Here is a 22,292-nt window from a genome sequence, read left to right on the forward strand (position 1 = left end):
CATGTCGGACCCTGACGCCTATATCGCGCTGATCAGCAGCTTGCCGGGCTCGGAACGGTTGTTCATCGCCAAACAACCTCCGCTGTCGCGGCTCAGGCTGGACCGGCGCTTGCGGGCGCTGACACCAGCGGATGCGCGGGTTCTGGAGGTAATGGAACACGCTCTGAACTGGAACAACTATGATATGAACGTCACGGATGCACAGACCATTGAGCGATGCAAAGAAGCGCTCCGGCACATTCCACAACCGACCTTGCGCAAGCTGTTCATGGAACGGATGGATTTGAGGACGGCGGTTGCCGCGCTGCGCCTGCGCAAACAGGGGGGTGCTGCACCCAGTGGCGTCTATGGCGTTGGACGCTGGAGCCGACACATTCCGGCCAACTGGGGCGACCCTGCCTTTCGGCTCGAAACCCCAATGCCCTGGATCAAAGAAGCCAAACACTTGCTGGATGTCGATGATCCCCTGGGGCTTGAACGGTTGCTTTTGTCGGTCAGCCATAAGCAACTGAAACGCTACGCCGCGCGCCATCTATTCGATTTCGAAGCCGTGGCGATTTATGTTCTGATCTGGAATATTTTTGATCGCTGGGCGCAAAGCAATGCGCGTGACGCGGCAACGCGCTTTGAGAAACTGGCGCAACACGCCATGGCAAGTGCGATCGACTTGGATTTTGAGGGAGTAAGCGCATGACAGCCCCAACCTCCGCCACGCAGACCTCTACTGCCCGCGTCGTCTCGGTACAGGAAGGGCTGGTACAAATTCAGGCGAACCCTGATGCCACGGGCCATCCCGGACAGCTGGTCAAGAATGAGGTCGTTTTCATTCTGCCCACGCGGCCCGGCCCCGGTGGACGTCAGGAACGTCTGAAAGCCGAAGTGTTACGGGTGCGGGGCGACACTGCCGATGTGCAGGTATACGAAAGCACTGACGGCGTCGCCGTGGGCGACCCGGTCGAACAATCCGGGCAGCTGCTCTCGGTCGAACTTGGTCCCGGGTTGTTGGGGCAGGTGTTTGACGGCTTGCAGTCGCCTTTGGCCAAAGTGGCGGCAGAATTCGGAACCTTTCTGCCGCGTGGGGCGGACGTGGCGCCGCTGGACACTCAGGCAAAGTGGTCGTTTACCCCATCGGTCAAGGTGGGCGACACGGTCACTGCAGGCGACAGCATCGGGGCGGTGCCCGAGGGGCATTTTACCCATAAGATCATGCTGCCCTTTAACTGGGTTGGGGATTACAAAGTCATTTGGGTTCAGAAAGGTGCGGCCATGATCCATGATATCGTGGCGCGGCTTGAAGATGCACAGGGGGGTGAGCACACGCTGACCCTGTCGCAGAAATGGCCGGTACGGCGGGCTTTGCCGGAAAACGTTCTGAAACGCACCTTGTCCGAGCGGCTCTATCCGACCGAACCTGTCCTGACCTCTCAGCGCCTGATCGACACGTTCTTTCCGATTGCCCGCGGTGGGACGGCCTGTATTCCCGGTCCGTTCGGCGCAGGCAAGACGGTGTTGCAGAACCTGATTGCACGCAACGCCAAGGTGGACATCGTGATCGTGGTGGCCTGTGGTGAACGCGCGGGTGAGGTTGTCGAGACGATTGCGGAATTCCCGAAGATGACCGACCCGACCACTGGCGGCAGTCTGATGGACCGGACGATCATCATCTGCAACACCTCCTCGATGCCCGTAGCCGCGCGCGAGGCGTCTATATTCACCGGGATCACCCTGGGCGAATATTACCGTCAGATGGGGTACGACGTGCTGCTGATTGCGGACAGTACCAGCCGCTGGGCACAAGCGATGCGCGAGACATCCGGCAAACTGGAAGAAATCCCCGGCGAGGAAGGCTTTCCCGCCTATCTGGAAAGCTCAATCAAAGGGCTGTACGAGCGGGCCGGAGCGATGAAGACCAATGATGGGGACACCGGCAGCCTGACCCTGATCGGGACCGTGTCACCGGCAGGTGGGAACTTTGATGAACCGGTCACGCAATCGACGCTGTCCACGGTGAAGTGTTTCCTCGGCCTGTCGTCCGAACGCGCCTATAAGCGGTTCTATCCTGCGGTCGATCCGATGCTCAGCTGGTCGCGTTATCTGGAACAGCTCTCGGACTGGTACGACACCAACGCCGAAGCCGGATGGACGGGCAAAGTGCGCGAATTGCTGGCATTGATCGAAAGGGGTGAACAGGTTGACCAGATGATGCAGGTGACCGGCGAGGAAGGGGTCACGATCGAGGATTTTGTGACTCAGCAAAAGGCGCTGTTTGTCGACATGGTCTATCTGCAGCAGGATGCCTTTGACCCGGTGGATGCGTCGGTGCCGCTAGAGCGTCAGAAGATGACGTTCAAACTGGTCTATGGCGTCACTCAATCCACCGCGCAGTTCGCCGACAAGGCCGAGGTGCGCCAGGTCTTCACTCAGCTTACAGGGTTGATGAAGAACTTCCACTATGCCGCCGAAAACACGCCGGAATTCAAATCTGTCTGGGGACAGGTGCAGGCCCTGTGTCAGGAAAAGTTCGGTGTGTGAAGAAATGGTAGCCCGTAGGGGAATCGAACCCCTCTTTCCAGGTTGAAAACCTGGCGTCCTAACCGATAGACGAACGGGCCACATTGGCTAGCCTTGGGAATTCCACGGCTAGCTATGGCCAACCCGCTGGAAAATAGGCGAAAATTCAAGCTGGTAGCCCGTAGGGGAATCGAACCCCTCTTTCCAGGTTGAAAACCTGGCGTCCTAACCGATAGACGAACGGGCCACGCTAGCTTGTGGGGGGCCTTTTACGGTTTCACTCTGACCCCCGCAAGCCGAAAAACGCAGGGTTGTGAAAGTTTTTTGGCGGTGGCGAATGCGGCCTTAGATCGCCTCGGCGGCATCTTCCAATCTGAGTTGTACGGTTTGCCGTCCACCCCATGTGTTTACCTCAAGTCGTCCGGCGAAATGAAAGCGCGCGCCGCCGTGATTGGTCAGCCGTTCCCCCATTGGTCCGTCAAAGGCGCCAAACGCAATGGCATCCAACCCGGCACCCACCCCGTCCGATAGCGACAGCTTCAGATGGGAGTCGCCGACCCGCTTGGCAAAGCGCACCTGTAAGTCCGGAAAGGCATACCGCGGAGCCGGAGCACTGGCGCCGAAAGGCCCTGCTTTTTCAATCTGTTCAATCAGATCGACAGTGGCCGCGCCGGGCATAAGTGTGCCTTCCAGTTTCAGGTCTGCAGGGCCGGTTTGACCTGCCCCTTGTTTTGCCAGCAATTCGCTGAGCCGTTCCATCGCCGGTTCCAGCTGATCACGCATGACCGTCAGGCCAGCCGCCATCTTGTGGCCGCCGCCCTTGACCAGCAGACCTTCCGCAGCCAGCCGCTGAATCGAAGCGCCCAGATCGACGCCGGTCACTGATCGGCCCGATCCTTTGCCCTCATCCCCGTCCAGACCGATGACGATGGCCGGGCGGTTGGCGGTTTCTTTCAGGCGCGACGCGACGATGCCGACAACGCCCGGATGCCAGCCTTCCCCGGCCGCCCAGACCAAGGGCGCATCAAGGCCCCGTTCTTCGGCCTGTTCCATGGCGGCTGCCCGAACCGCATTTTCAATATCGCGCCGCTCGGTGTTCAACTCGTCCAGCCGTTGGGACAGAGCCTCTGCTTCATGGGTTGAATCGGTGCTGAGCAGCCGGGCACCCAGATCGGCCTGACCGATCCGACCACCCGCATTGACGCGCGGGCCCAGCATGAACCCCAGATGATAGCTGTTGGGCGCGGAATCCATCCGCGCCACATCCGACAGCGCCACCAACCCCGGTCTTTGTCGTTGCGCCATGACCTTCAGCCCCTGACGCACGAGCGCACGGTTTGCACCGATCAACGGGGCCACATCCGCCACTGTGGCCAGCGCAACAAGATCCAGCATGGCAATCAGGTCAGGCCCTTTTGCACCCGCTTCGCGCAGTTGCCGTCCGGCCTCGACCAGCATCAGGAACACGACAGCGGCGGCGCAGAAATAGCCAAGATCGCCGCTTTCGTCCTGTCTGTTCGGGTTCACCACGGCCACGCAATCGGGCAAAGTTTCACCACCAAGGTGGTGGTCCAGGACGATGACATCGGCCCCCTTTGCGGCGGCGATGGGTTCATGGCTGAGGGTTCCGCAATCGACGCAGATAATCAGATTATGCGCGGCGGCCAGTTCCTGCATCGCCGGGACATTGGGGCCATAGCCCTCATCAATCCGGTCAGGCACATAGAGCGTCGCCTGCAGGCCCATCTGACGCAACCACGTGAGTAGCAGAGCAGCCGAGCTGCCGCCATCCACGTCATAATCGGCAAAGATCGCAATGCGCTGCTTTAGACGGACCGCAGTCAGAAAACGGGTTGCAGCGGTTTCCATGTCTTTCATCGCGCGCGGATCGGGCAACAGCTCTTTCAGTTTGGGTTCTAGAAATCCCGGAGCTTCCATTGCCGGAACACCGCGCCGGGCCAGAACCTGACAGACGGCCCTCGGCAGGCCGGCTTGTTGTACCAGCATCTCGGTCGCGCGCTCTACATCCGCCGAGGGGCCGACCCAGCGACGTGCTGACAGTGAATGTTCAACCCCAAGAAAGCTCATGTCCTGCCCCTGATGTGCCAAGGCCGGACCCTCGCGGACCCGGCCTTATCATTTCTATGGATAGCCCTGCACGATGGTCAGGCGCAAGAACTTAGCCGTCGCTATGCGACCACGTCGGCGTGCGGTACGACATACGCCGAACCGACCCGGTTTTCGACCGCATCAACAGGGTGGTGGTTTCAACCCAGCCCGGCTCGCGCTTGATACGCGGCAGCAAAGAGCCGCCGGTGACGCCGGTTGCGGCAAAGATCACATCGGCGGTTACCATCTCATCGCGCGAATAGATGCGGTCCAGATCGGTGATGCCCGCTTTGGCGGCGCGGCCGCGTTCGTCATCATTGCGGAACAGCAGGCGGCCAAAGATCTGCCCGCCCATGCATTTCAGCGCTGCAGCGGCCAGAACACCTTCGGGGGCGCCGCCTTGGCCCATATACATGTCGATCCCGGTGACTTCGCTTTCGGCGCAGTGCATGACGCCAGCAACATCACCATCGGTGATCAGGCGGATAGATGCACCGGTTTCGCGAACTTCGGCAATCATAGCCTCATGCCGAGGGCGTTCCAGAATGCAGACGGTAATGTCGGCAGGCTCGCAATCCTTGGCCTTGGCCAGTGCTTCCACACGTTCGCGCGGGCTCATGTCCAGGCTGACAACGCCTTCAGGGAAACCCGGGCCAACGGCCAGTTTGTCCATATAAACGTCCGGTGCATGCAGCATTGATCCGCGCGGGCCCATTGCTATCACAGTTAACGCGTTGGGCATGTCCTTGGCGGTCAGCGTGGTGCCTTCCAGCGGGTCCAACGCGATGTCGACGCCGGGACCATTGCCGGACCCGACCTCCTCACCAATATACAGCATCGGTGCCTCGTCGCGCTCGCCTTCACCGATGACAACGACACCGGCGATATCCAGAAGGTTCAGCTGTTCGCGCATGGCATTCACAGCGGCCTGGTCAGCGGCCTTTTCATCACCTCGTCCAACCAGCGAAGCCGAAGCAAGCGCAGCCTGTTCCGCAACCCGCGCCAGGCCCAGAGACAACAGGCGGTCATTGAAATCAATCTTGGCAGCACTCATTTTCACTATCCTCAGGTCAGTATCGGCGTCTTGTCCGGCATAGCCTGCGTATCGTGCAGGCCGCAAGGGTCAAACCTCTTCAATCCGCAAAGCAACCGGTGTGCCCGAAACAACATCGGTCTCGTGCAGGCCCAGCAAGGCGACATCCAGCGTGGCACGGGTGGTTTTGTGGGTAACTATCAGAACCGGCGCGGTGCTTTCCGCATGGGCGTATTGGCGCATGCGATCAATCGAGACCCCGGCATCGCCCAGGATGGCCGCAACTTTGGCCAAGGCGCCGGGTTTGTCCAGCAGACCCAGACGCAAATAATAGGGGGCAGGGCGACCAGTCAGCGCTGGCACTGCGTCCTGCAACGAACTGGCAGGGCGGCCGAAGGTCGGAATCTGAAGCCCACGTGCCAGATCGCAGACATCGCCCATCACCGCGCTGGCCGTTGGCCCTTCGCCAGCTCCGGGGCCACGCAGAACAACCTGCTCGACCGCGTCGCCTTCGATCACCACCATATTGGTGCCGCCTTCAAGCTGGCCCAGGGGCGAGTCACTGGGCACCAGACACGGCTGCATCCGCTGTTCAAGCCCCCGTGCCGTGCGCTGAGCCACGCCCAACAGTTTGATCCGGTATCCCATGTCATGGGCCTGGTCGATGTCATCCAGACTGATCTGCTGAATGCCTTCGATCTCGATCCCGTCGAAATTCGGTTTGGTGCCGAATGCGATTGAGGCAAGCAGCGCCAGTTTATGGGCGGCGTCTATCCCGCCCACATCCAGATTTGGATCGGCTTCAAGGTAACCCAGCTGCGCGCATTCGTCGAACAGGGCGTTATATCCCTGCCGCTGCGATTGCATCCGGGTCAGGATATAGTTGCATGTGCCATTCATCACCCCCATGACGCGGGTGATTTCGTTACCCGCAAGTCCTTCGGTCAGGGATTTGATCACTGGAATGCCGCCAGCCACGGCCGCTTCGAAGCGGATCACACGGCCCGCGGCTTCGGCCATTTCGGCCAGTTCCTGACCGTGAATGGCCAACAGGGCCTTGTTGGCGGTGACGACATCCTTACCACTGGCTAGCGCCGCTTCGACCGAGGCTTTGGCAGGTCCGTTTTCCCCGCCCATCAGTTCAACAAAAACATCAATATCGTCGCGCTGCGCCAATGCGACAGGGTCAGTTTCCCAAGCATAATCCGACAGGTTCACACCGCGATCCTTGCCAGCGTCACGCGCGGAAACCGCTGTGATCTGGATGGGACGACCCGTTCGTGCCTGCAGCAGGTCGGCATGGCGGCGCACGATCCTGACGACACCCACACCAACAGTTCCCAAGCCCGCAATTCCAAGCCGCAGCGCCTGTGTCATCCTGTGGGTTCCTTTCCGCTCGAATATCCTAAACTGGGGTGTTTCCCCGTTCCCGCTGCCTTAGCGGGTTCGGCGCCGAGGCGCAATCCGCGACACCCATGCCGGGCGGCAGAAAACCTGAGGATTAATTGGTCTGAGCGTTTTGCAATGCCGTTGCCTTTTTCTTCAACGCCTTGCTGCGGTCGGTCAGTTCACTTTCGACCTCTGCCGCTTCGTACAGCGGGTCAACAGGCACAGCGAAAACATCTGCCAGTGGGGTTAATTTGGGGTAGGGGGCCGATTGCACATTTGGCCCTTCGCGGTCTTTCAGCTCGGGAAAATTGGTGCATCCCAGGCAGAGCAAAACTAGGGGCAGAAGAAGAAGGGGCTTCATGATGAAACCTTATTGTGGCAACTGGCATCCGTGATGCACTTTTTGTCCGGTCGTTTCAAGCGGGCTTCTATCTGAACATCCGTTCAGATATGGTGGATACATGGCACGTACACAAGGCTCACACTCGGACATTACCGGCCCGCGTATCCGGCAGGCAGCGCTTCGGCTTTTCGCGCGCCATGGGTATGCTGCTGTTTCCATGCGGAAAATTGCGGGCGAGGTTGGGGTGCAGGCCGGGGCATTGTACAATTACACCCCGGATAAGCAGAGCCTTCTGTTCCGTTTGATGCGCGACCATATGCAGGATTTGTTGTCCGCCTATGGCGAGCAAATGCAAACTGGCGATCCGCAGGATGCTTTGCGTCGGTTTGTCGGATTTCACATCCGGTTCCACCTGCAGCGCCCTGACGAGGTATTCATCGCCTATATGGAACTTCGGAACCTCACGCCCGAAAACTTCGCCGAAATAGAGGATCTGCGCCGCAAGTATGAAGACGGGCTTGAGGCCATTTTGCGCGAAGGTCAGCGGGCGGGTATCTTTGCGGTCGCGGATACGAAGATTGCGACATTGGCGGTCATCGCCATGCTGAACGGCGTCATGACGTGGTATCGCGCCGGTGGGCGGCTTTCGCTGGACGAGGTTGAAGCCGTCTATTGGGACATGGTCCGAAAGGCGATGACTGCTTAAGGGGCAGTCAATGTGCCGGCCGAATAAACGTCCCGTTGCGCAATTCGCGAAAAGCCTGTTCCAGCTCGGTCCGGGTGTTCATGACGATGGGGCCGTGCCACGCGACCGGCTCATTGATCGGTGCGCCGGAAATCAGCAGGAACCGGACACCTTCCGGACCTGCCTGAACGGTCACTTCGTCACCACTCCCAAAGCGAACCAGTGTTCGGTCTCCCGACATGTCACGAATGTTCACCTCTTGGCCGCCAACTTCTTTTTCCAAAAGGACCCCCGCAGGCCGCGAGGAATCAGCAAAGGCGCCCGCGCCTTCGAATACATATGCAAATGCGCGACGGTAGGTGTCTATGGGGAAGGTCTTCTTCACACCTGCCGGAATTTGGATGTCCAGATACTGAGGGTCGGCGGCGATGCCGTCGACTGGGCCTGTCTTGCCCCAAAACGTCCCCACGATCACGCGGACAACGGTTCCGTCATCGTCCATGATTTCAGGGATCTCTTTACGCGGCACGTCCTGATATCGCGGTGTTGTCATCTTTTGGGCCGCGGGTAGATTGCCCCACAGCTGAAACCCGTGCATTTGGCCGGTTTGGCTTCCCTTGGGCATTTCCTGATGCAGGATTCCGGACCCTGCCGTCATCCACTGCACATCACCCGCGCCAAGTGTTCCGTTATTGCCAAGTGAATCCGAATGGTCAACCGAGCCGGACAGGACATAGGTGATCGTCTCGATCCCGCGATGCGGATGCCATGGAAATCCAGCCTGATAGTCCTGCGGGCGTTCATTGCGAAAGTCGTCGAACAGCAAAAAAGGATCCAGTTCTGACGGATCCTGAAAGCCGAAGGCGCGGTGCAGTTTAACGCCTGCACCCTCCATTGTCGGTATGGCCTTTCGGGTTTCCAAAGTCGGTCTGAGGGACATTGCTGCGCTCCTGTTGCTATGGGGAAGATGTACCGCACTGCCATGGCGGGTCAATTTGCGCTGAAACACGCAACCTGTGCGAAATTCAGCAGGTGCGTTCGCCTCTGTTGTTTGGCTGGGAAAGTGGCTAAACCCAACTGCAAAGTGGGAGAGCAGCAAATGCAACAAGAAGTTCTGGCCGTGGTCAAAGCCTCATCACCCAGGCGGTGGATGGGTGTCGGAATGTTGTCGACCGTGGGCTTTCTGGTTGTTTTCGTCGCGCTTGCCGCGCCGCCGGAGCCATCCTGGCAGGCATTCCTGTTTGTGGTAGGCGCGGCGTCCTTCTGGCTGGCCTATCGCATGTGGCAGGCAACCTCGGATTGGATCGAGCTGACTGAGACCGAACTCAGAACCGGGGCAGGGCAGCCGATCGCCGCAATAGAAGACATTGAAACCGTCGAAAGAGGCGCGTTTGCCTTCAAGCCGTCGAATGGCTTTCTGGTAACAACCCGGCAATCAGGTGCAAATAGATGGGCGCCGGGGCTGTGGTGGCGCTTGGGACGCCGCGTTGGCATCGGCGGCATGACATCCGCCGCCGAAACCAAATTCATGTCCGAGATTTTGTCTGTGATGGTGGCGGAACGCGGCTAGGTCAGACCTTCAGCGCCACCTCGTTATTCGAAGGCGGGGTGGAAGGCACTAAGATGCCAACCCACCCTGTCCTAGTTCGTTGCGCTTTCCGCACTCGCACCGGAATCCCCTGTGCCAGGGTCCTCGATTTCACCGATCTCGCCAGACCCGTCGGGATTTTCCTCAATTTCAACAACGCCCGACACATTTGCCGCAACCTCATTGGTAAAGCGTGGGCGTGTAAAGACGAAATTTTCAAAGACATGTTCGCCTTTGAGGAAATCTACCCCATAGATCGAGTCAAAGACCGGAATGTAAGCATTCGCCGTTTCAACAATGATCAGTGTGTCCTGGTTCGGCATAGGCGGCAGGTTATCACGCATGCGGTCGATATTGTCGTCGGTCCAGATGCTGTCGTAACCGCGCGCGGTTGACCATCTGACGTAATGACGATCATCCTGTTCGTCGAACACAACCAGCGACACGCGCAGATTCATCTGTGATCGGTTGTTGACCATCGCCACCAGCAGCGAATGCAATGAGGTGATATAAGTGTCCGTGATCGTGCCGGTTTCGCGAGAGATCAAATCGCCAACAGTATACGCCGCTTTCAGGTTAGATGCGCTTTGGCGGAAGCCGTCGAAATACGTGAAAGCGCCTGTGATCGTCCAAACCAGCATCGGAAAGACAAGCAAAGCCTCAACCGTGAGTACCCCACTCTCGTCTTTCGTCTTGGATTTCAGAAGATTCCGGAGCTTTGAAATGAAAAACATAGGCTTACAGAGGCTCCTGTACGAAGGCAGTCGTCGCGGTAAGTTCGATCTGGCCTGAATCATCCGACAAAATACGCCCCATCGCCGATGTAGGGAAAATCGGATCGACCTTTGCGCAGGCCCGAAGGATCATCAACTCGTTCGAAAGGCCATTTTCGAAAGCGCGAACTGGGTTCACTTCTTCAGAATTGTCAGTGCAATCCGGAACAGGGGGAAGGTCCAACCCGACAAACGCGCTTTGTTGCAGCATCTCCAGCTGCAAGTTGGTGGTACAGCGTTTGATCACTACGACGCGATCACAGATCGTATCTTTGATCTGATCATGCGTTGGGTTGGTGCCCGTGCCGAGGCGAATGTCGCGAACTGTTTGGTCCACAGCCCGCTCTAACATCGCCTGCTGCAAAGTGACCACAGAATACTCCAACGCACTCAGGATGAAGAACATGAATGCCGGGAAGATGATCACAAACTCGACGGTGACCGCCCCATCTTCCCTGCGTCTCAGGCTTCGCAGCTTTGAAACAAGGGCTCCGATCATTGGGTCAACCGCAGTTTTCTGATCGACGACGCGATAGAAGCAAATGCGTCTTCCAGGTCCAGACCGTTCACATTGTATACATGGCTGTCCGAGCTGGCGCAGTCCTTGATGGTTTTGTACCCGGCTCTGGGTGCTTCGAAGGCGATGCCATAGACAATGACGCCCTCATCTTTGGCTGCGTCACAGATATGCTTGGTGCGCTGGTTCTTGGCCGAAGTTTCAACTTTGGCATACGCTTTCGAGTACCACTCGGCCCATGCACTTGACTGCCAGTAATAGTTATATCTTGCATTCCAGGCCAAAGACACACGGTTGAAGAGTTCTGGATAGGTCAGGCGAACAGCCGTACCCAATTCTTCGTTGGCTGGTGTCTCTGGATCAGGATTGCCGAACGGATGGTCCGCCCATGTGTTCTGCTGTGGCCAGAAAAAGTTAGGCCGACCCTGCGAATGGTAGACTGTGTATTCGGAGGCCTCAGCATTGTACCAGACATCCGACAAGCCCTCCCGAAGGGACGGGTTCAGCATATACTGGTCCGTGTTCTGACCGTCGGTCATTACGATTACAATTTTCAAGATGTCCGAGTTATAGTCTGACGGGCGGGTCCGGAAGTGATTTGGAACGATGTTGTCGTCAGCCAGGTCGCTCACAATGCCACGAACGCTTGGGTCCAGGAAGGCCACGCCCCATTTCATGCCGACATCTATCGAGGTGTTCCCGGTTGCAGTCAACGCCTTGATCTGTTTGGTCAATGCCTCCAGATTATCGGTAACAGGCGTAATCGCACTGCCATCGCGGACAGGGCAAACCGGTGTTCTGATCGAGCCTTCGGAATAGGTGAAGGGGTCAAAATGCGCGGTGCGTTCCAGCGTGTCATCACGCTCTAGGTCCGCGTCGCTATACTGTTCCGGGATAAAGTTCACACAATGAGAGTAGTTGTGCTCTGCTGTAACGTTGGTGAATTTGCTCAGGATGGGTTCACCCGCGTTGACCTGAGTCGCGTAAGGCACGATCGAGATCGAAATGCCCGTGCGGTTCGGATCATCTGAATCCAGCATCAGCGTGACAAATTCAGTGGCCGCATCCTGCAGAAGGGCAATTTTGCTCTTCCCGCCAGAACTCGAATAGTTGTTCATTGAGCCTGAGATGTCGAGAACCAGCGAGATTTCAACAGCACCAATGCTTTCGACAGCCGTGCTGGCCGCGTTAGCGGTCAAGCTGTTGACGCCAGAGAAATGCATAAAGTGAGTTTTGATGGTCGCCTCGGCGGTGGCTGATACTTTACGTGATCCAAAGCCTTCTTCTACCACGACAGAAGTGATTTTGCCGCCCAGCCCAGCCTTCTCGAAATAGGCATCGACAATTTCGCGTGCGGGCTTTTTCTGATCAAGGTCAGCGGCCGCAAGAACGGCGCGGTCCAATGTCGATTGCAGATTGGCGCGGTCGCGCTCAAAATTCATTAGGTCAACGCCAGCTCCGGTCGAAGCGAAGATCACCAGGAAACCCAACAATACAAAGATTGTGAATGTACCGTCTTCGCTTTTTGCGAACCGGCGCGCGCTTAGCGCGGATTTAGCGCCGCTTTTGCTTTCGCGTAGAAACTTGGGCATTTTCATCTTGCAGACCTCGCTGAGCAGACATCCAAAGCTGCTAAGGAAAAGTTAACGTATGGAAATTAACTGCGAAACGTGGCGGGAATTGGGCGAAAAGGGCCCAGTTTTGGCTGGTTTGAGGGAAATTGAGGGATAATTCCGGACCGTTGCGCGGGGCTGTATTCGATGCGTGAACAATTCGGCGGATAATGTCTGGGTTTGGCGACTCAGCCAGAGTTCGAATATTTCCCCGTAACTTGAGATTTTATTTCTGCTTAAACATTGATCGTTTAGCAAAGGGGTGCGACAAAACGTCAGAACGCAAGTCGTTCGCCGGCACGGAGGTTTAAATGACGGCCACAAAAGAACCCAGCTTTCGAGAGAGTGTAGATCTAATGTTTAACAGGGCAGCGTCCCTGATGGATCTGCCTCCGGGCCTTGAAGAAAAGATAAGGGTCTGCAACGCCACCTACACTGTACGCTTCGGCGTCCGGCTGCGCGGTGACATACACACATTCACCGGATATCGATCGGTGCATTCCGAGCATATGGAGCCGGTGAAAGGCGGTATCCGCTTTGCCTTGGCGGTCAACCAGGACGAAGTCGAAGCGCTTGCGGCGCTGATGACCTATAAATGTGCTCTGGTCGAAACGCCGTTTGGCGGATCAAAGGGTGGGTTGTGTATCGACCCACGCCAATACGAAGAGCATGAGCTTGAACAGATCACCCGCCGGTTCGCCTATGAGTTGGCCAAGCGCGACCTGATCAACCCGTCACAGAACGTGCCAGCCCCGGATATGGGGACGGGTGAGCGTGAAATGGCGTGGATGGCGGACCAATACGCCCGGATGAATACAACTGACATCAACGCGCGCGCCTGCGTGACAGGCAAGCCGCTGAATGCTGGCGGTATTGCCGGACGGGTCGAGGCCACGGGCCGCGGCATTCAATATGCGCTGCGCGAGTTTTTCCGCCATCCTGAGGACATTCAAAAGGCAGGGCTGTCGGGCAAGTTGGACGGCAAGCGCATTATTGTTCAGGGTCTGGGAAATGTGGGCTACCACGCTGCCAAGTTCCTGAGCGAGGAAGACGGCTCTCGTATCGTGGGCATCATTGAATGGGACGGAGCGCTGTATAATCCGGACGGGATTGACGTCGAGTCGGTTCGCCAATGGATTGTCAAGCATGGCGGCGTCAGCGATTATCCCGACGCCACCCATTCCGCCGAGGGAGGGGCCGTGCTAGAAGAAGAGTGCGACATCCTGATCCCGGCGGCGCTGGAAGGTGTGATCAACCTTGATAATGCCGATCGCATCAAGGCCCCGTTGATCATCGAAGCTGCAAACGGCCCAGTGACAGCTGGTGCAGACGAAGTTCTGCGAGATAGGGGCGTCGTGATCATTCCTGATATGTACGCAAATGCTGGCGGTGTGACCGTTTCGTATTTCGAATGGGTTAAGAACCTAAGCCATATCCGGTTTGGCCGCATGCAGCGTCGCCAGGAAGAGTCGCGGCACGAGCTGATCGTCAGTGAACTGGAACGGCTGGACCGCTATCTGGGCGATGCCTGGTCCATGTCTCCGAACTTCAAGGCGAAATACCTGAAAGGTGCGGATGAGCTTGAGCTGGTTCGTTCGGGGCTCGATGACACCATGCGGATTGCTTACCAGTCGATGCGTGAAGTCTGGCACAGTCGCGACGATGTCGAGGATCTGAGGACCGCGGCCTACATCGTGGCCATTGACCGTGTCTCGAAAAGCTACCGCGCTAAGGGGCTTTGACAATACTCTCTGCGGGCGGTTGGCATCTGATCCATCGCCCGCAGGACCAAGGCGCAACAGGGCTGCGCAAGATGCAATTCGACGATGGCGCGCATCCGCGCCCGGCAGTAGACTTCAGCGACGAGAACGAATCCCGGAGACCACCATGTTGCGTATTGCCGTTGCGGCTATTTTACTGGCCACACCTCTGGCTGCTCAGGAAACAAAAGAACAAAGCTGCCAGCATCAGGCGGATGTCGTGGCGGCGATCCAGCAGGCGCGACTTGACCGCGTGAAAGAGCGCGACGTGCCGCAAGCCGTGGCCGATACAGGTCCGACCTGGCCCGCGAACTATAATGCCGCGATCCCGCTGATCACCCCTTGGGTCTATGAGCAGAAGATGCGCGATGTGCGCAAAAAGGATCTCGGCGCCACGTGGATGGAGCTGTGCCTGCAGCAGTAATCCAAAACCTTGCGATTTCTTTGCGGACAAACGCGCGCCTTCCCCTTGGCGCGCGTTGCCGTTTCTGTCAGGTTTAACCCATGTCATTACCACCCGGTTTTCTGGATGAGTTGCGCACCCGGCTGAGCTTGTCTCAGGTCGTCGGGCGCAAAGTCATGTGGGACGCGCGCAAGTCCAATCAGGGCAAGGGCGACATGTGGGCTCCGTGCCCGTTCCATCACGAGAAGACAGCATCGTTCCACGTCGATGACCAAAAAGGATTCTATTACTGCTTTGGCTGCCATGCCAAAGGGGATGCGATCAGCTTCGTGAAAGAGACCGAGAATGTCTCGTTCATCGAAGCGGTCGAAATTCTCGCGCGTGAAGCCGGAATGCCGATGCCAGAACGTGACCCCAAGGCGCAAGAGAAACAGGATCGTCGCACGCAACTGGCCGAGGTGATGGAACAGGCGGTGCAGTTCTTTCGGTTGCAGCTGAAAACAGGGGCAGGTGGCGAGGCGCGCGATTATCTGGCGCGGCGCGGCTTGAAAGAGCAGGCGCTGGATCGGTGGGAAATCGGCTTTGCTCCCGACGGTTGGCAGGCGCTTTGGGATCATCTACGCGGCAAGAACGTGGCCGAAGATCTGATCCTTGGTGCGGGTCTGGCCAAACCCTCGAACAAAGGTAAAAAGCCCTATGACACGTTTCGGAACCGGATCATGTATCCGATCCGGGATCCGCGCGGGCGTTGCATTGCGTTCGGTGGCCGAGCGATGGACCCCAATGACAATGCGAAATATCTGAACTCGCCCGAAACCGAACTGTTCGACAAGGGGCGCAGCCTCTATAACCAAGGCCCCGCGCGGCAGGCTGCCGGCAAAGGGCGGCCATTGATCGTGGCCGAAGGATATATGGATGTGATCGCGCTTGCCGAGGCCGGTTTTGGCGCATCGGTGGCCCCATTGGGCACCGCAATCACCGAGCATCAGTTGCAACTGCTGTGGCGTATCTCGGACGAGCCGATCATTGCGCTGGATGGCGACACGGCGGGTTTGCGTGCTGCGATGCGGGCGGTCGATCTGGCCCTGCCGCTGCTTGAGGCAGGAAAGTCCTTGCGCTTTGCGCTGATGCCCGAGGGCAAAGACCCTGACGACCTATTGCGGGCGGAAGGACCGGCAGCCGTGCAGGCGGTGTTGGAAGGGGCAATGCCGATGGTCAGGCTGCTCTGGCAGCGCGAAACCGAAGGCAAGGTGTTCGACAGCCCCGAACGCAAAGCAGCTTTGGACAAGGTCTTGCGCGACAAGATCAAGCTGATCCGTGACTCGTCGATCCGGTCGCATTACGGGCAAGAGATCAAAGACCTGCGCTGGCAGCTGTTTCGCCCTCAAAGGCAGCCACAAAACCGCACCTGGCAAACACGCGGGAAATGGAAGCCCCAGCCGCAACCGGCCACACCGGGCGCGCGGGCGTCATTCCTGGCATCATCCGACAATGCCGATATCCAGATGCGCGAAGCCGCCATTTTGGCCATCGCCGCATTGAACCCCCAAGTCGTGGTGCAGTTTGAGCACCAACTGGAAGAAATGGAGTGCCGTGACCAAGATCACGCGGGCCTGCGCGATGCCATTCTGCGGCACGCGATAGATGATCCTGAGAACCTCAAACAACATATTGCGGAAACTTTGGGACATCACGCCCTTGAAAACTTGCTGGCCCTTCGCCATGTCGCAGTGATCCCCTGCGTGAATAAACCGGGCGACGTTGAAAAGGCCGAAATGACATTGGCTGAGGAACTCGCCAAAATCAAAGCTCTCAGGGGTCTGGACGCAGAGATTGCCGAAGCCGCAGAGGAGCTGTCTGATCTGGACGATGAAGCGTTGACCTATCGCTTGGCGCAAGCTGCCGAAGAGCGCAACAGAACAAGCCGAAGCCAGAATGAAGACAGGGCCGTTTTCGACATCGCTGACAATGGTGCGCGAATCAACCGCGACGAGAAGGATGCGTTTAAGGCAATCATGTCAGGTATCAATTTCGAGCGAAAACGCCGGTAATGTGGTGTTTTCGTAAGGCACTGGAAAAGAAAAACAGGTAAACGGGTGGCCGAATCACTTCAACGCGCTAATGATTCGGTTCAATCGAATCACCCATCCCTGCAGGAGCATTGAATGGCCGCCAAGGATACAAACGAAGACAGCAAATCCGACGAGCAGGAACAGGAAATCTCGCTGGACATGAGCCAGACTCAGGTCAAGAAGATGATCGCCGAGGCTCGTGAGAAAGGCTACATCACCTACGACCAGCTCAATCAGGTCCTGCCGCCTGATCAGGTCAGCTCGGAACAGATCGAAGACGTTATGTCGATGCTGTCCGAGATGGGGATCAACATCATCGAAGATGAAGAGGCGGAAGAGGAAGAGAATAAAGGCTCGACCGACCTGATCACAACGGAAAGCAACCGTGAGGTCACGCTGGCCGGTGCCGCCGCCGAAAAGCTTGATCGTACCGATGACCCGGTGCGCATGTATCTGCGCGAAATGGGTTCGGTCGAACTGCTCAGCCGTGAGGGCGAGATTGCTATCGCCAAGCGGATCGAGGCTGGTCGTAATACGATGATCCTGGGGCTTTGTGAAAGCCCGCTGACCTTCCAGGCGATTACGATCTGGCATGATGAATTGCTGTCCGAAGACATTCTGCTGCGCGACGTCATTGATCTGGAGGCCACTTTCGGCAATCAGATGGACGAAGACGGCGATGTCGAAGAGCCGGTCGTCGACACTTCGACCGTGCAGGCCGCAAAGCCCGCCAAGGAAGAAGGCCCCGAGCTGGATGCCGATGGCAACCCGATTGCGACCGATGATGACGATGACGAAGACGAGCAGGCGAACATGTCGCTGGCTGCTATGGAAGCTGCTCTGAAAGATCAGGTTCTGACGACGCTCGAGCGTATTTCGACTGATTTTGCGATGCTGAGCGAAATGCAGGACAGCCGGATTTCGGCAACCCTGAACGAAGACGGCACATTCAGCGACACGGACGAAGCGACCTATCAGAAGCTGCGCGCCGAGATTGTCGAGCTGGTGAACGGCCTTCATCTGCACAACAACCGGATCGATGCTTTGATCGACCAGCTCTATGGCATCAATCGTCGGATCATGTCGCTGGACAGCTCGATGGTGAAGCTGGCGGATCAGGCCCGCATCAACCGTCGCGAATTTGTTGACGCCTATCGTGGGCGTGAACTGGACCCGAACTGGCTGGCTGAGATGGCTGAAAAGCCGGGCCGGGGCTGGCAGATGTTCATCGAACGCTCGACCTCCAAGGTCGAGGAACTGCGCAACGATATGGCTCAGGTCGGGCAATATGTTGGCCTGGACATCAGCGAATTCCGCCGCATCGTACAGCAGGTCCAGAAAGGCGAGAAAGAGGCGCGCCAGGCCAAGAAAGAAATGGTCGAAGCCAACCTGCGTCTGGTGATCTCGATCGCCAAAAAATACACGAACCGTGGTCTGCAATTCCTTGATCTTATTCAGGAAGGTAACATTGGCCTGATGAAGGCCGTAGACAAGTTCGAATACCGCCGCGGGTATAAGTTCTCGACCTACGCCACCTGGTGGATCCGTCAGGCGATCACCCGGTCCATCGCGGATCAGGCACGCACGATCCGTATCCCGGTCCATATGATCGAGACGATCAACAAGTTGGTTCGGACCGGACGTCAGATGCTGCATGAAATCGGCCGCGAGCCGACGCCGGAAGAACTGGCCGAAAAGCTGCAGATGCCGCTGGAGAAGGTCCGCAAGGTGATGAAGATCGCCAAGGAACCGATCAGCCTGGAAACGCCGATTGGCGACGAAGAAGACAGCCAGCTTGGCGATTTCATCGAGGACAAGAATGCTGTGCTGCCGTTGGACAGTGCTATTCAGGAAAACCTCAAGGAAACGACCACGCGTGTTCTGGCCTCACTTACCCCGCGGGAAGAACGGGTTCTGCGGATGCGGTTTGGCATCGGTATGAACACCGACCACACTCTGGAAGAGGTCGGCCAACAGTTCAGCGTGACCCGCGAACGTATCCGTCAGATCGAGGCGAAGGCGCTGCGAAAACTGAAACACCCCAGCAGGTCGCGAAAGTTGCGGTCGTTCCTGGATCAGTAACCCAGAAAGGCGCCTCGACCGAGGCGCCTTTTTCGTTTGAAACCACTGTTCACGGTGGCTTGTAGAAACATCAATTTGGCGAGAACTCACAAGAAGCCCGCTGCGCGTCTTCCTATATCCGCAATGTCCACTCATGGGACGGGCCGGGGCGAGGCTGCAAGGCTGACGACCCCCGGCTACCTCAAAGTTACGATCACGAGTCCAGGCGGCTGCGGAAAGCGCTGGGCGCGCGACCCGTCCACCGTTTGAAAGCGGTGGAAAAGGCGGGTTGGTCTGCGTAGCCAAGTGAGAATGCAATTTCAGATAGCTGCATACCGTTGGTGATGAAAGTTTGGGCCAGATCACAGCGCAGATCGTCTGCGATCTCTCGATAGCTTGACCCTTCATCCTTTAGCCGACGCGCAAATGTTCGCGGGCTCATGCCGAGATTGGCTGCTATGTCATCGGCTTGCGGAAAATTCCCCGGCATCGAACGTGTAATCAGACCCTCGACCTGCGCCCGCAATTTTTGTTTAGGCGAAGCCCGTTCTGCCAGAACGCGTTCCCCGTACTCAATCAGATGCTCTCGAAGCATCGGGTCATATGTGGGCACGGGAAGATCCAGAGATGAAGGCGACAGAACAATCTCTAGGTTTTCTGCTCCAAACTCTACCGAAAACCCTGCAAGCTTTTGAAATAGGTTTCTTTTCTCTCCAACCTCGTGTTGAAAGCGAATTGCTATGGGGTGGAAGTCTGACTGCGTCAGGTTCCGCATTCGCGCCAGTGTCCCAAACATCAAAAACTCTGTGCGTCTGTGATACCGGGCAAAACTTGCGTCTTCCCAGTCCGCCTCGAAGGACACAAAATTCCCGGCATGGCGCAGACTGAAGGTGATTGTGGGATCTATGATGCGAGAGAAGCGGGTTGTGTTTTCAAACACCTGTCGGAGGTCACGAGAGTACTTGCTGATATAGGCTGTAATGCTAGAGGCCGAACTGACTTTTGAACCCGCATAGGCGGCAAAAGTTATGTCGCGCATAGCGTCGCAGGCATATCTGATGAACATCGCCTCAGTTTGCGCACTGTAGACTGTAGTGGGGGGAGCGATTGCCGCTCGGCTTAGACCGCTGCGTTCCAAAAGCTGGTCTGCCAACTCTGGGCCGCCCGAACGCTCATCTACCGTTCGGGTCAAGTGTTGAATTCTGGCAATATCAAGTTCCATATCCAATTCTTAATGCTTTCGCGAAAAATTTGAACCCAGTTTGCAGGAGTGCAGGCAAACCCATCTGGCAGGTTTTCACAAGTTTCTGGCACTTTTCAGCAAGGATATAGCAGCGCAAAGGCATAGTTACCCCGTGTTGTCGGGTCAGCACCTTATGGGGATGAGGGTAGAGCTCCGGTCGTCTCAGACTAGCGATCGGTGGCTCCCCGGCACGTTTCATCTGAAAACCTACGTGTCGCATTGCGGATTTTACCCTTCAATGGCACGGTCCGGTTGTGGCGAAATTGATCTGGTATCCAATGCAAGACTGGGCGATCTCAGATGTGGGAACCGAGCAGAACCTCATCGTTTTTGATGGAGAATGCGTGCTGTGTTCTCGGTTTTTCAGGTTCATGCTGTGGGCTGACACAAAGAAGCGGTTCAAGTTTGTAATTGCCCAGTCCCCCATAGGACAAAGCCTTTACCGGCAACTCGGCCTGTCCACCGACGAGTTTGAAACCAATCTTGTGATCGTTGACGGTGTTGTGCTTCAGCGCTTGGATGCTTTTGCTGCTGCAATGCGCAGCTTACCCGCTTTGTGGCCTGTTCTGTCGGCCTGTCGATTTCTTCCGCGGTTTTTGAAGGATCCGCTTTATCATTTCATCGCGCGCCACCGATTTGCATTCTTTGGACGGTTCGAAACGTGCCTGGTTCCGGATTCATCCATGAAAGCGCGGTTCTTCCCCGGAGGGTATGCGTGAGGCCGGACCCATTTCTGCAGGCCCTTCCAGCCAATTCTGAGGTGCCGGATGCGGTTCGAAAATTCCACAGTGAAACGGCAGAGTTTACAGGACTATGCAGCATCCAAAGAGGAACCGGGTGGTTGACCTCTTTGTCATTGTGGTTGGGTGGGTTTCCCCCCGCTGCAGATACTCAGACGGTCCGCATTCGAACCAAACTCACTGGCCAGGAATGGGAATGGTTCAGGGATTTTGGCGGGCATGAGACGCTGTCTCATCTGGTCTACGACGCAGACAGGCGGTGCGTGAAAGAGAGGATCGGAGGGCTGACCATCTGGATGCGCCCACAGGTTCGAGGTCAAAAGCTGCATTTGAACATCCTGCGCCTCACTCTATTGGGGGTGCCATGCCCAAACTTTCTTTTACCGCGTTCGGCGACGGTGGAATGGCAGGATGATCAAGGCCGGTTTCGGTTCGATGTTTCGGCAGAAATGCCGATGTTGGGTCAACTGATCCGATATCGGGGCTGGCTGATGCCGGTTCACGTAAATAGGAACAATGCCTGAATTGAACGTGAGGTGGCTTTGCCATGGCCGCCTGCAATCTACTTTAATATTTACCAAGAAACATGAGAGAGTAGCATTATGAAAAAAGTGATCACATCTGCGGTTCTGGCCGCCGCCACGTTGTTTGAACCGGGGGCGGTGACAGCAGCACCAAACGGTTTTCAGACTGTTGCAGTAAACGACAAAGTGTTTGAGGTGATCCCGCGCGCGCGTAGGGATGTGGATGGCTATTGGTGCGCTGCTGCAGATTTTGCTCGTCGCAGCTTGGGGGCAGGGTGGCAGCAGAATATCTATGTTGTGCGTGGATATGGCCCAAGCGAAGCCACCGGTCGCCGCACGGCGGTCCAATTCTCGTTGACCCCTCCAGCAAATGTCGAGCAGAGCACAAGCTTTGTTTCCATTGGTTTCCAGCCGGGGCAGAGCAGGTCCGTCCAGAACGCGAATGGCCTGTGTTTCCGGCAGCCAATTTTTGATTAAAGAAGGTAAGACCCGCGTTTTGCAGACCGAGTTTATAATTTCAACGCAGGGGCCGGGGCTGTATGAGTTCACCTCGGGTATACGAGACTGGCTTGCCCCAAGCGGTCGCGACGGATTGTTGACCCTGTTTGTGCGCCATACCTCGTGTTCTCTGGCCATTCAGGAAAATGCGGACCCCGAGGTGCGGACGGATTTGCAGGCCTTTTTCGAACGTCTAGTGCCACCGGCGGATGATCCGTCGATGGCGTATTTAAGGCACACCTATGAGGGGCCTGACGACATGCCTGCACATATTAAAGCTGCGTTGCTGCCTGTGTCCTTGGGCATTCCTGTCGCCGCAGGGGTGCCCAAGCTGGGGACGTGGCAGGGCGTTTATCTGTTTGAACACCGGACCCAATCACACAACCGACGCGTCGCTGCGCATTTCGCGTGACCCCTTTATTTAGCGGTA

At 57.0% G+C, this 22,292-nt stretch carries 21 protein-coding genes and 2 tRNA genes; 12 read left to right on the forward strand and 11 right to left on the reverse strand.

Going from position 1 to position 22,292, the window contains the following annotated elements:
* Position 1 precedes the first annotated feature (1 nt).
* Both AC2FLE_RS02020 and AC2FLE_RS02025 read left to right on the forward strand, forming a co-directional pair.
* Positions 2-694: a hypothetical protein gene (locus AC2FLE_RS02020; RefSeq protein WP_496694954.1), complete on the forward strand. Its 693-nt coding sequence runs from the start codon at positions 2-4 to the stop codon at positions 692-694.
* The gene (locus AC2FLE_RS02025) at positions 691-2,532 is read left to right on the forward strand and encodes a V-type ATP synthase subunit A (protein ID WP_496694956.1); all 1,842 of its coding nucleotides are present in this window, start codon (positions 691-693) and stop codon (positions 2,530-2,532) included. The genes AC2FLE_RS02020 and AC2FLE_RS02025 overlap by 4 nt, the downstream gene beginning before the upstream one ends.
* 5 nt (positions 2,533-2,537) lie before the next feature.
* On the opposite strand, the gene AC2FLE_RS02030 is transcribed toward AC2FLE_RS02025, so the two are convergent.
* From AC2FLE_RS02030 to AC2FLE_RS02055, 6 genes are all read right to left on the reverse strand, one after another.
* Positions 2,538-2,612 (reverse strand) — tRNA-Glu (locus AC2FLE_RS02030).
* Positions 2,613-2,683: 71 nt separating this feature from the next.
* A tRNA-Glu gene (locus AC2FLE_RS02035) sits at positions 2,684-2,758 on the reverse strand.
* A gap of 98 nt (positions 2,759-2,856) precedes the next feature.
* A complete protein-coding gene (gene recJ / locus AC2FLE_RS02040; protein ID WP_496694957.1) occupies positions 2,857-4,599 on the reverse strand; it encodes a single-stranded-DNA-specific exonuclease RecJ in 1,743 nt (580 codons plus the stop codon).
* A 91-nt stretch (positions 4,600-4,690) separates the two neighbouring features.
* Positions 4,691-5,674, reverse strand: a complete 984-nt coding sequence (glpX, locus tag AC2FLE_RS02045; RefSeq protein WP_271946243.1) for a class II fructose-bisphosphatase — start codon at positions 5,672-5,674, stop codon at positions 4,691-4,693.
* A 69-nt stretch (positions 5,675-5,743) separates the two neighbouring features.
* Positions 5,744-7,030, reverse strand: a complete 1,287-nt coding sequence (locus AC2FLE_RS02050) for a homoserine dehydrogenase (RefSeq protein ID WP_142634682.1) — start codon at positions 7,028-7,030, stop codon at positions 5,744-5,746.
* Between the two features lie 124 nt (positions 7,031-7,154).
* A complete protein-coding gene (locus tag AC2FLE_RS02055) occupies positions 7,155-7,403 on the reverse strand; it encodes a hypothetical protein (protein ID WP_142634680.1) in 249 nt (82 codons plus the stop codon).
* A 100-nt stretch (positions 7,404-7,503) separates the two neighbouring features.
* On the opposite strand from AC2FLE_RS02055, the gene AC2FLE_RS02060 reads away from it, so the two are divergent.
* Positions 7,504-8,091: a TetR/AcrR family transcriptional regulator gene (locus AC2FLE_RS02060; RefSeq protein WP_496694958.1), complete on the forward strand. Its 588-nt coding sequence runs from the start codon at positions 7,504-7,506 to the stop codon at positions 8,089-8,091.
* Between the two features lie 7 nt (positions 8,092-8,098).
* Here the strand turns inward: AC2FLE_RS02060 and AC2FLE_RS02065 are convergent, their stop codons facing one another.
* Positions 8,099-9,010: a pirin family protein gene (locus AC2FLE_RS02065; protein WP_496694960.1), complete on the reverse strand. Its 912-nt coding sequence runs from the start codon at positions 9,008-9,010 to the stop codon at positions 8,099-8,101.
* A gap of 159 nt (positions 9,011-9,169) precedes the next feature.
* Here AC2FLE_RS02065 and AC2FLE_RS02070 point away from each other — a divergent pair, with 159 nt between their 5' ends.
* Positions 9,170-9,640 carry a hypothetical protein gene (locus tag AC2FLE_RS02070; protein ID WP_281972336.1) on the forward strand — a complete coding sequence of 157 codons (471 nt, stop codon included), beginning with the start codon at positions 9,170-9,172 and terminating at the stop codon, positions 9,638-9,640.
* A 71-nt stretch (positions 9,641-9,711) separates the two neighbouring features.
* Here AC2FLE_RS02070 and AC2FLE_RS02075 read toward each other — a convergent pair whose 3' ends face one another.
* From AC2FLE_RS02075 to AC2FLE_RS02085, 3 genes are read right to left on the reverse strand one after another with little or no spacing between them, the layout of a single operon-like run.
* Positions 9,712-10,392, reverse strand: a complete 681-nt coding sequence (locus AC2FLE_RS02075) for a TadE/TadG family type IV pilus assembly protein (RefSeq protein WP_496687444.1) — start codon at positions 10,390-10,392, stop codon at positions 9,712-9,714.
* Between the two features lie 4 nt (positions 10,393-10,396).
* Positions 10,397-10,930 carry a TadE/TadG family type IV pilus assembly protein gene (locus tag AC2FLE_RS02080; RefSeq protein ID WP_496694962.1) on the reverse strand — a complete coding sequence of 178 codons (534 nt, stop codon included), beginning with the start codon at positions 10,928-10,930 and terminating at the stop codon, positions 10,397-10,399.
* Positions 10,927-12,546 carry a TadE/TadG family type IV pilus assembly protein gene (locus tag AC2FLE_RS02085; RefSeq protein WP_496694964.1) on the reverse strand — a complete coding sequence of 540 codons (1,620 nt, stop codon included), beginning with the start codon at positions 12,544-12,546 and terminating at the stop codon, positions 10,927-10,929. The genes AC2FLE_RS02080 and AC2FLE_RS02085 overlap by 4 nt, the downstream gene beginning before the upstream one ends.
* A 326-nt stretch (positions 12,547-12,872) precedes the next feature.
* On the opposite strand from AC2FLE_RS02085, the gene AC2FLE_RS02090 reads away from it, so the two are divergent.
* The 4 genes from AC2FLE_RS02090 (at position 12,873) to rpoD (ending at position 18,878) form a co-directional block, all read left to right on the forward strand.
* Positions 12,873-14,303, forward strand: a complete 1,431-nt coding sequence (locus AC2FLE_RS02090; protein WP_142634665.1) for a Glu/Leu/Phe/Val family dehydrogenase — start codon at positions 12,873-12,875, stop codon at positions 14,301-14,303.
* A gap of 145 nt (positions 14,304-14,448) precedes the next feature.
* Complete coding sequence (locus AC2FLE_RS02095; protein WP_142634663.1) at positions 14,449-14,745, forward strand: hypothetical protein; 297 nt, start codon at positions 14,449-14,451, stop codon at positions 14,743-14,745.
* A gap of 80 nt (positions 14,746-14,825) precedes the next feature.
* Positions 14,826-16,775: a DNA primase gene (dnaG, locus tag AC2FLE_RS02100; protein ID WP_496694965.1), complete on the forward strand. Its 1,950-nt coding sequence runs from the start codon at positions 14,826-14,828 to the stop codon at positions 16,773-16,775.
* Between the two features lie 114 nt (positions 16,776-16,889).
* Positions 16,890-18,878 carry an RNA polymerase sigma factor RpoD gene (rpoD, locus tag AC2FLE_RS02105; RefSeq protein ID WP_142634659.1) on the forward strand — a complete coding sequence of 663 codons (1,989 nt, stop codon included), beginning with the start codon at positions 16,890-16,892 and terminating at the stop codon, positions 18,876-18,878.
* 193 nt (positions 18,879-19,071) lie between these two features.
* Here rpoD and AC2FLE_RS02110 read toward each other — a convergent pair whose 3' ends face one another.
* On the reverse strand, positions 19,072-20,079 hold the full coding sequence (locus tag AC2FLE_RS02110; protein ID WP_496694967.1) for a helix-turn-helix domain-containing protein: 1,008 nt from the start codon (positions 20,077-20,079) through the stop codon (positions 19,072-19,074).
* 275 nt (positions 20,080-20,354) lie between these two features.
* Here AC2FLE_RS02110 and AC2FLE_RS02115 point away from each other — a divergent pair, with 275 nt between their 5' ends.
* From AC2FLE_RS02115 to AC2FLE_RS02130, 4 genes are all read left to right on the forward strand, one after another.
* On the forward strand, positions 20,355-20,819 hold the full coding sequence (locus tag AC2FLE_RS02115; protein WP_496694969.1) for a thiol-disulfide oxidoreductase DCC family protein: 465 nt from the start codon (positions 20,355-20,357) through the stop codon (positions 20,817-20,819).
* A gap of 41 nt (positions 20,820-20,860) precedes the next feature.
* Positions 20,861-21,364 (forward strand): DUF4166 domain-containing protein, encoded by a 504-nt coding sequence (locus tag AC2FLE_RS02120; protein ID WP_496688205.1) that lies wholly within the window; start codon positions 20,861-20,863, stop codon positions 21,362-21,364.
* Positions 21,365-21,442: 78 nt separating this feature from the next.
* Positions 21,443-21,841 (forward strand): hypothetical protein, encoded by a 399-nt coding sequence (locus AC2FLE_RS02125; protein ID WP_142634653.1) that lies wholly within the window; start codon positions 21,443-21,445, stop codon positions 21,839-21,841.
* A gap of 19 nt (positions 21,842-21,860) precedes the next feature.
* Positions 21,861-22,274 carry a secondary thiamine-phosphate synthase enzyme YjbQ gene (locus tag AC2FLE_RS02130; RefSeq protein WP_496694971.1) on the forward strand — a complete coding sequence of 138 codons (414 nt, stop codon included), beginning with the start codon at positions 21,861-21,863 and terminating at the stop codon, positions 22,272-22,274.
* The last annotated feature ends 18 nt before the right edge of the window (positions 22,275-22,292 follow it).

This window comes from Ruegeria sp. CDSA077, from assembly GCF_059612265.1.

Coding starts and splice junctions, on each gene's coding strand:
- AC2FLE_RS02090 (WP_142634665.1), top strand. CDS start 12,873: ATGACGGCCACAAAAGAACCCAGCTTTCGAGAGAGTGTAGATCTAATG.
- AC2FLE_RS02065 (WP_496694960.1), bottom strand. CDS start 9,010: ATGTCCCTCAGACCGACTTTGGAAACCCGAAAGGCCATACCGACAATG.
- AC2FLE_RS02020 (WP_496694954.1), top strand. CDS start 2: ATGTCGGACCCTGACGCCTATATCGCGCTGATCAGCAGCTTGCCGGGC.
- glpX (WP_271946243.1), bottom strand. CDS start 5,674: ATGAGTGCTGCCAAGATTGATTTCAATGACCGCCTGTTGTCTCTGGGC.
- AC2FLE_RS02075 (WP_496687444.1), bottom strand. CDS start 10,392: ATGTTTTTCATTTCAAAGCTCCGGAATCTTCTGAAATCCAAGACGAAA.
- AC2FLE_RS02125 (WP_142634653.1), top strand. CDS start 21,443: ATGAAAAAAGTGATCACATCTGCGGTTCTGGCCGCCGCCACGTTGTTT.
- AC2FLE_RS02050 (WP_142634682.1), bottom strand. CDS start 7,030: ATGACACAGGCGCTGCGGCTTGGAATTGCGGGCTTGGGAACTGTTGGT.
- AC2FLE_RS02055 (WP_142634680.1), bottom strand. CDS start 7,403: ATGAAGCCCCTTCTTCTTCTGCCCCTAGTTTTGCTCTGCCTGGGATGC.
- AC2FLE_RS02070 (WP_281972336.1), top strand. CDS start 9,170: ATGCAACAAGAAGTTCTGGCCGTGGTCAAAGCCTCATCACCCAGGCGG.
- AC2FLE_RS02085 (WP_496694964.1), bottom strand. CDS start 12,546: ATGAAAATGCCCAAGTTTCTACGCGAAAGCAAAAGCGGCGCTAAATCC.
- AC2FLE_RS02080 (WP_496694962.1), bottom strand. CDS start 10,930: ATGATCGGAGCCCTTGTTTCAAAGCTGCGAAGCCTGAGACGCAGGGAA.
- dnaG (WP_496694965.1), top strand. CDS start 14,826: ATGTCATTACCACCCGGTTTTCTGGATGAGTTGCGCACCCGGCTGAGC.
- AC2FLE_RS02110 (WP_496694967.1), bottom strand. CDS start 20,079: ATGGAACTTGATATTGCCAGAATTCAACACTTGACCCGAACGGTAGAT.
- AC2FLE_RS02060 (WP_496694958.1), top strand. CDS start 7,504: ATGGCACGTACACAAGGCTCACACTCGGACATTACCGGCCCGCGTATC.
- recJ (WP_496694957.1), bottom strand. CDS start 4,599: ATGAGCTTTCTTGGGGTTGAACATTCACTGTCAGCACGTCGCTGGGTC.
- AC2FLE_RS02025 (WP_496694956.1), top strand. CDS start 691: ATGACAGCCCCAACCTCCGCCACGCAGACCTCTACTGCCCGCGTCGTC.
- rpoD (WP_142634659.1), top strand. CDS start 16,890: ATGGCCGCCAAGGATACAAACGAAGACAGCAAATCCGACGAGCAGGAA.
- AC2FLE_RS02095 (WP_142634663.1), top strand. CDS start 14,449: ATGTTGCGTATTGCCGTTGCGGCTATTTTACTGGCCACACCTCTGGCT.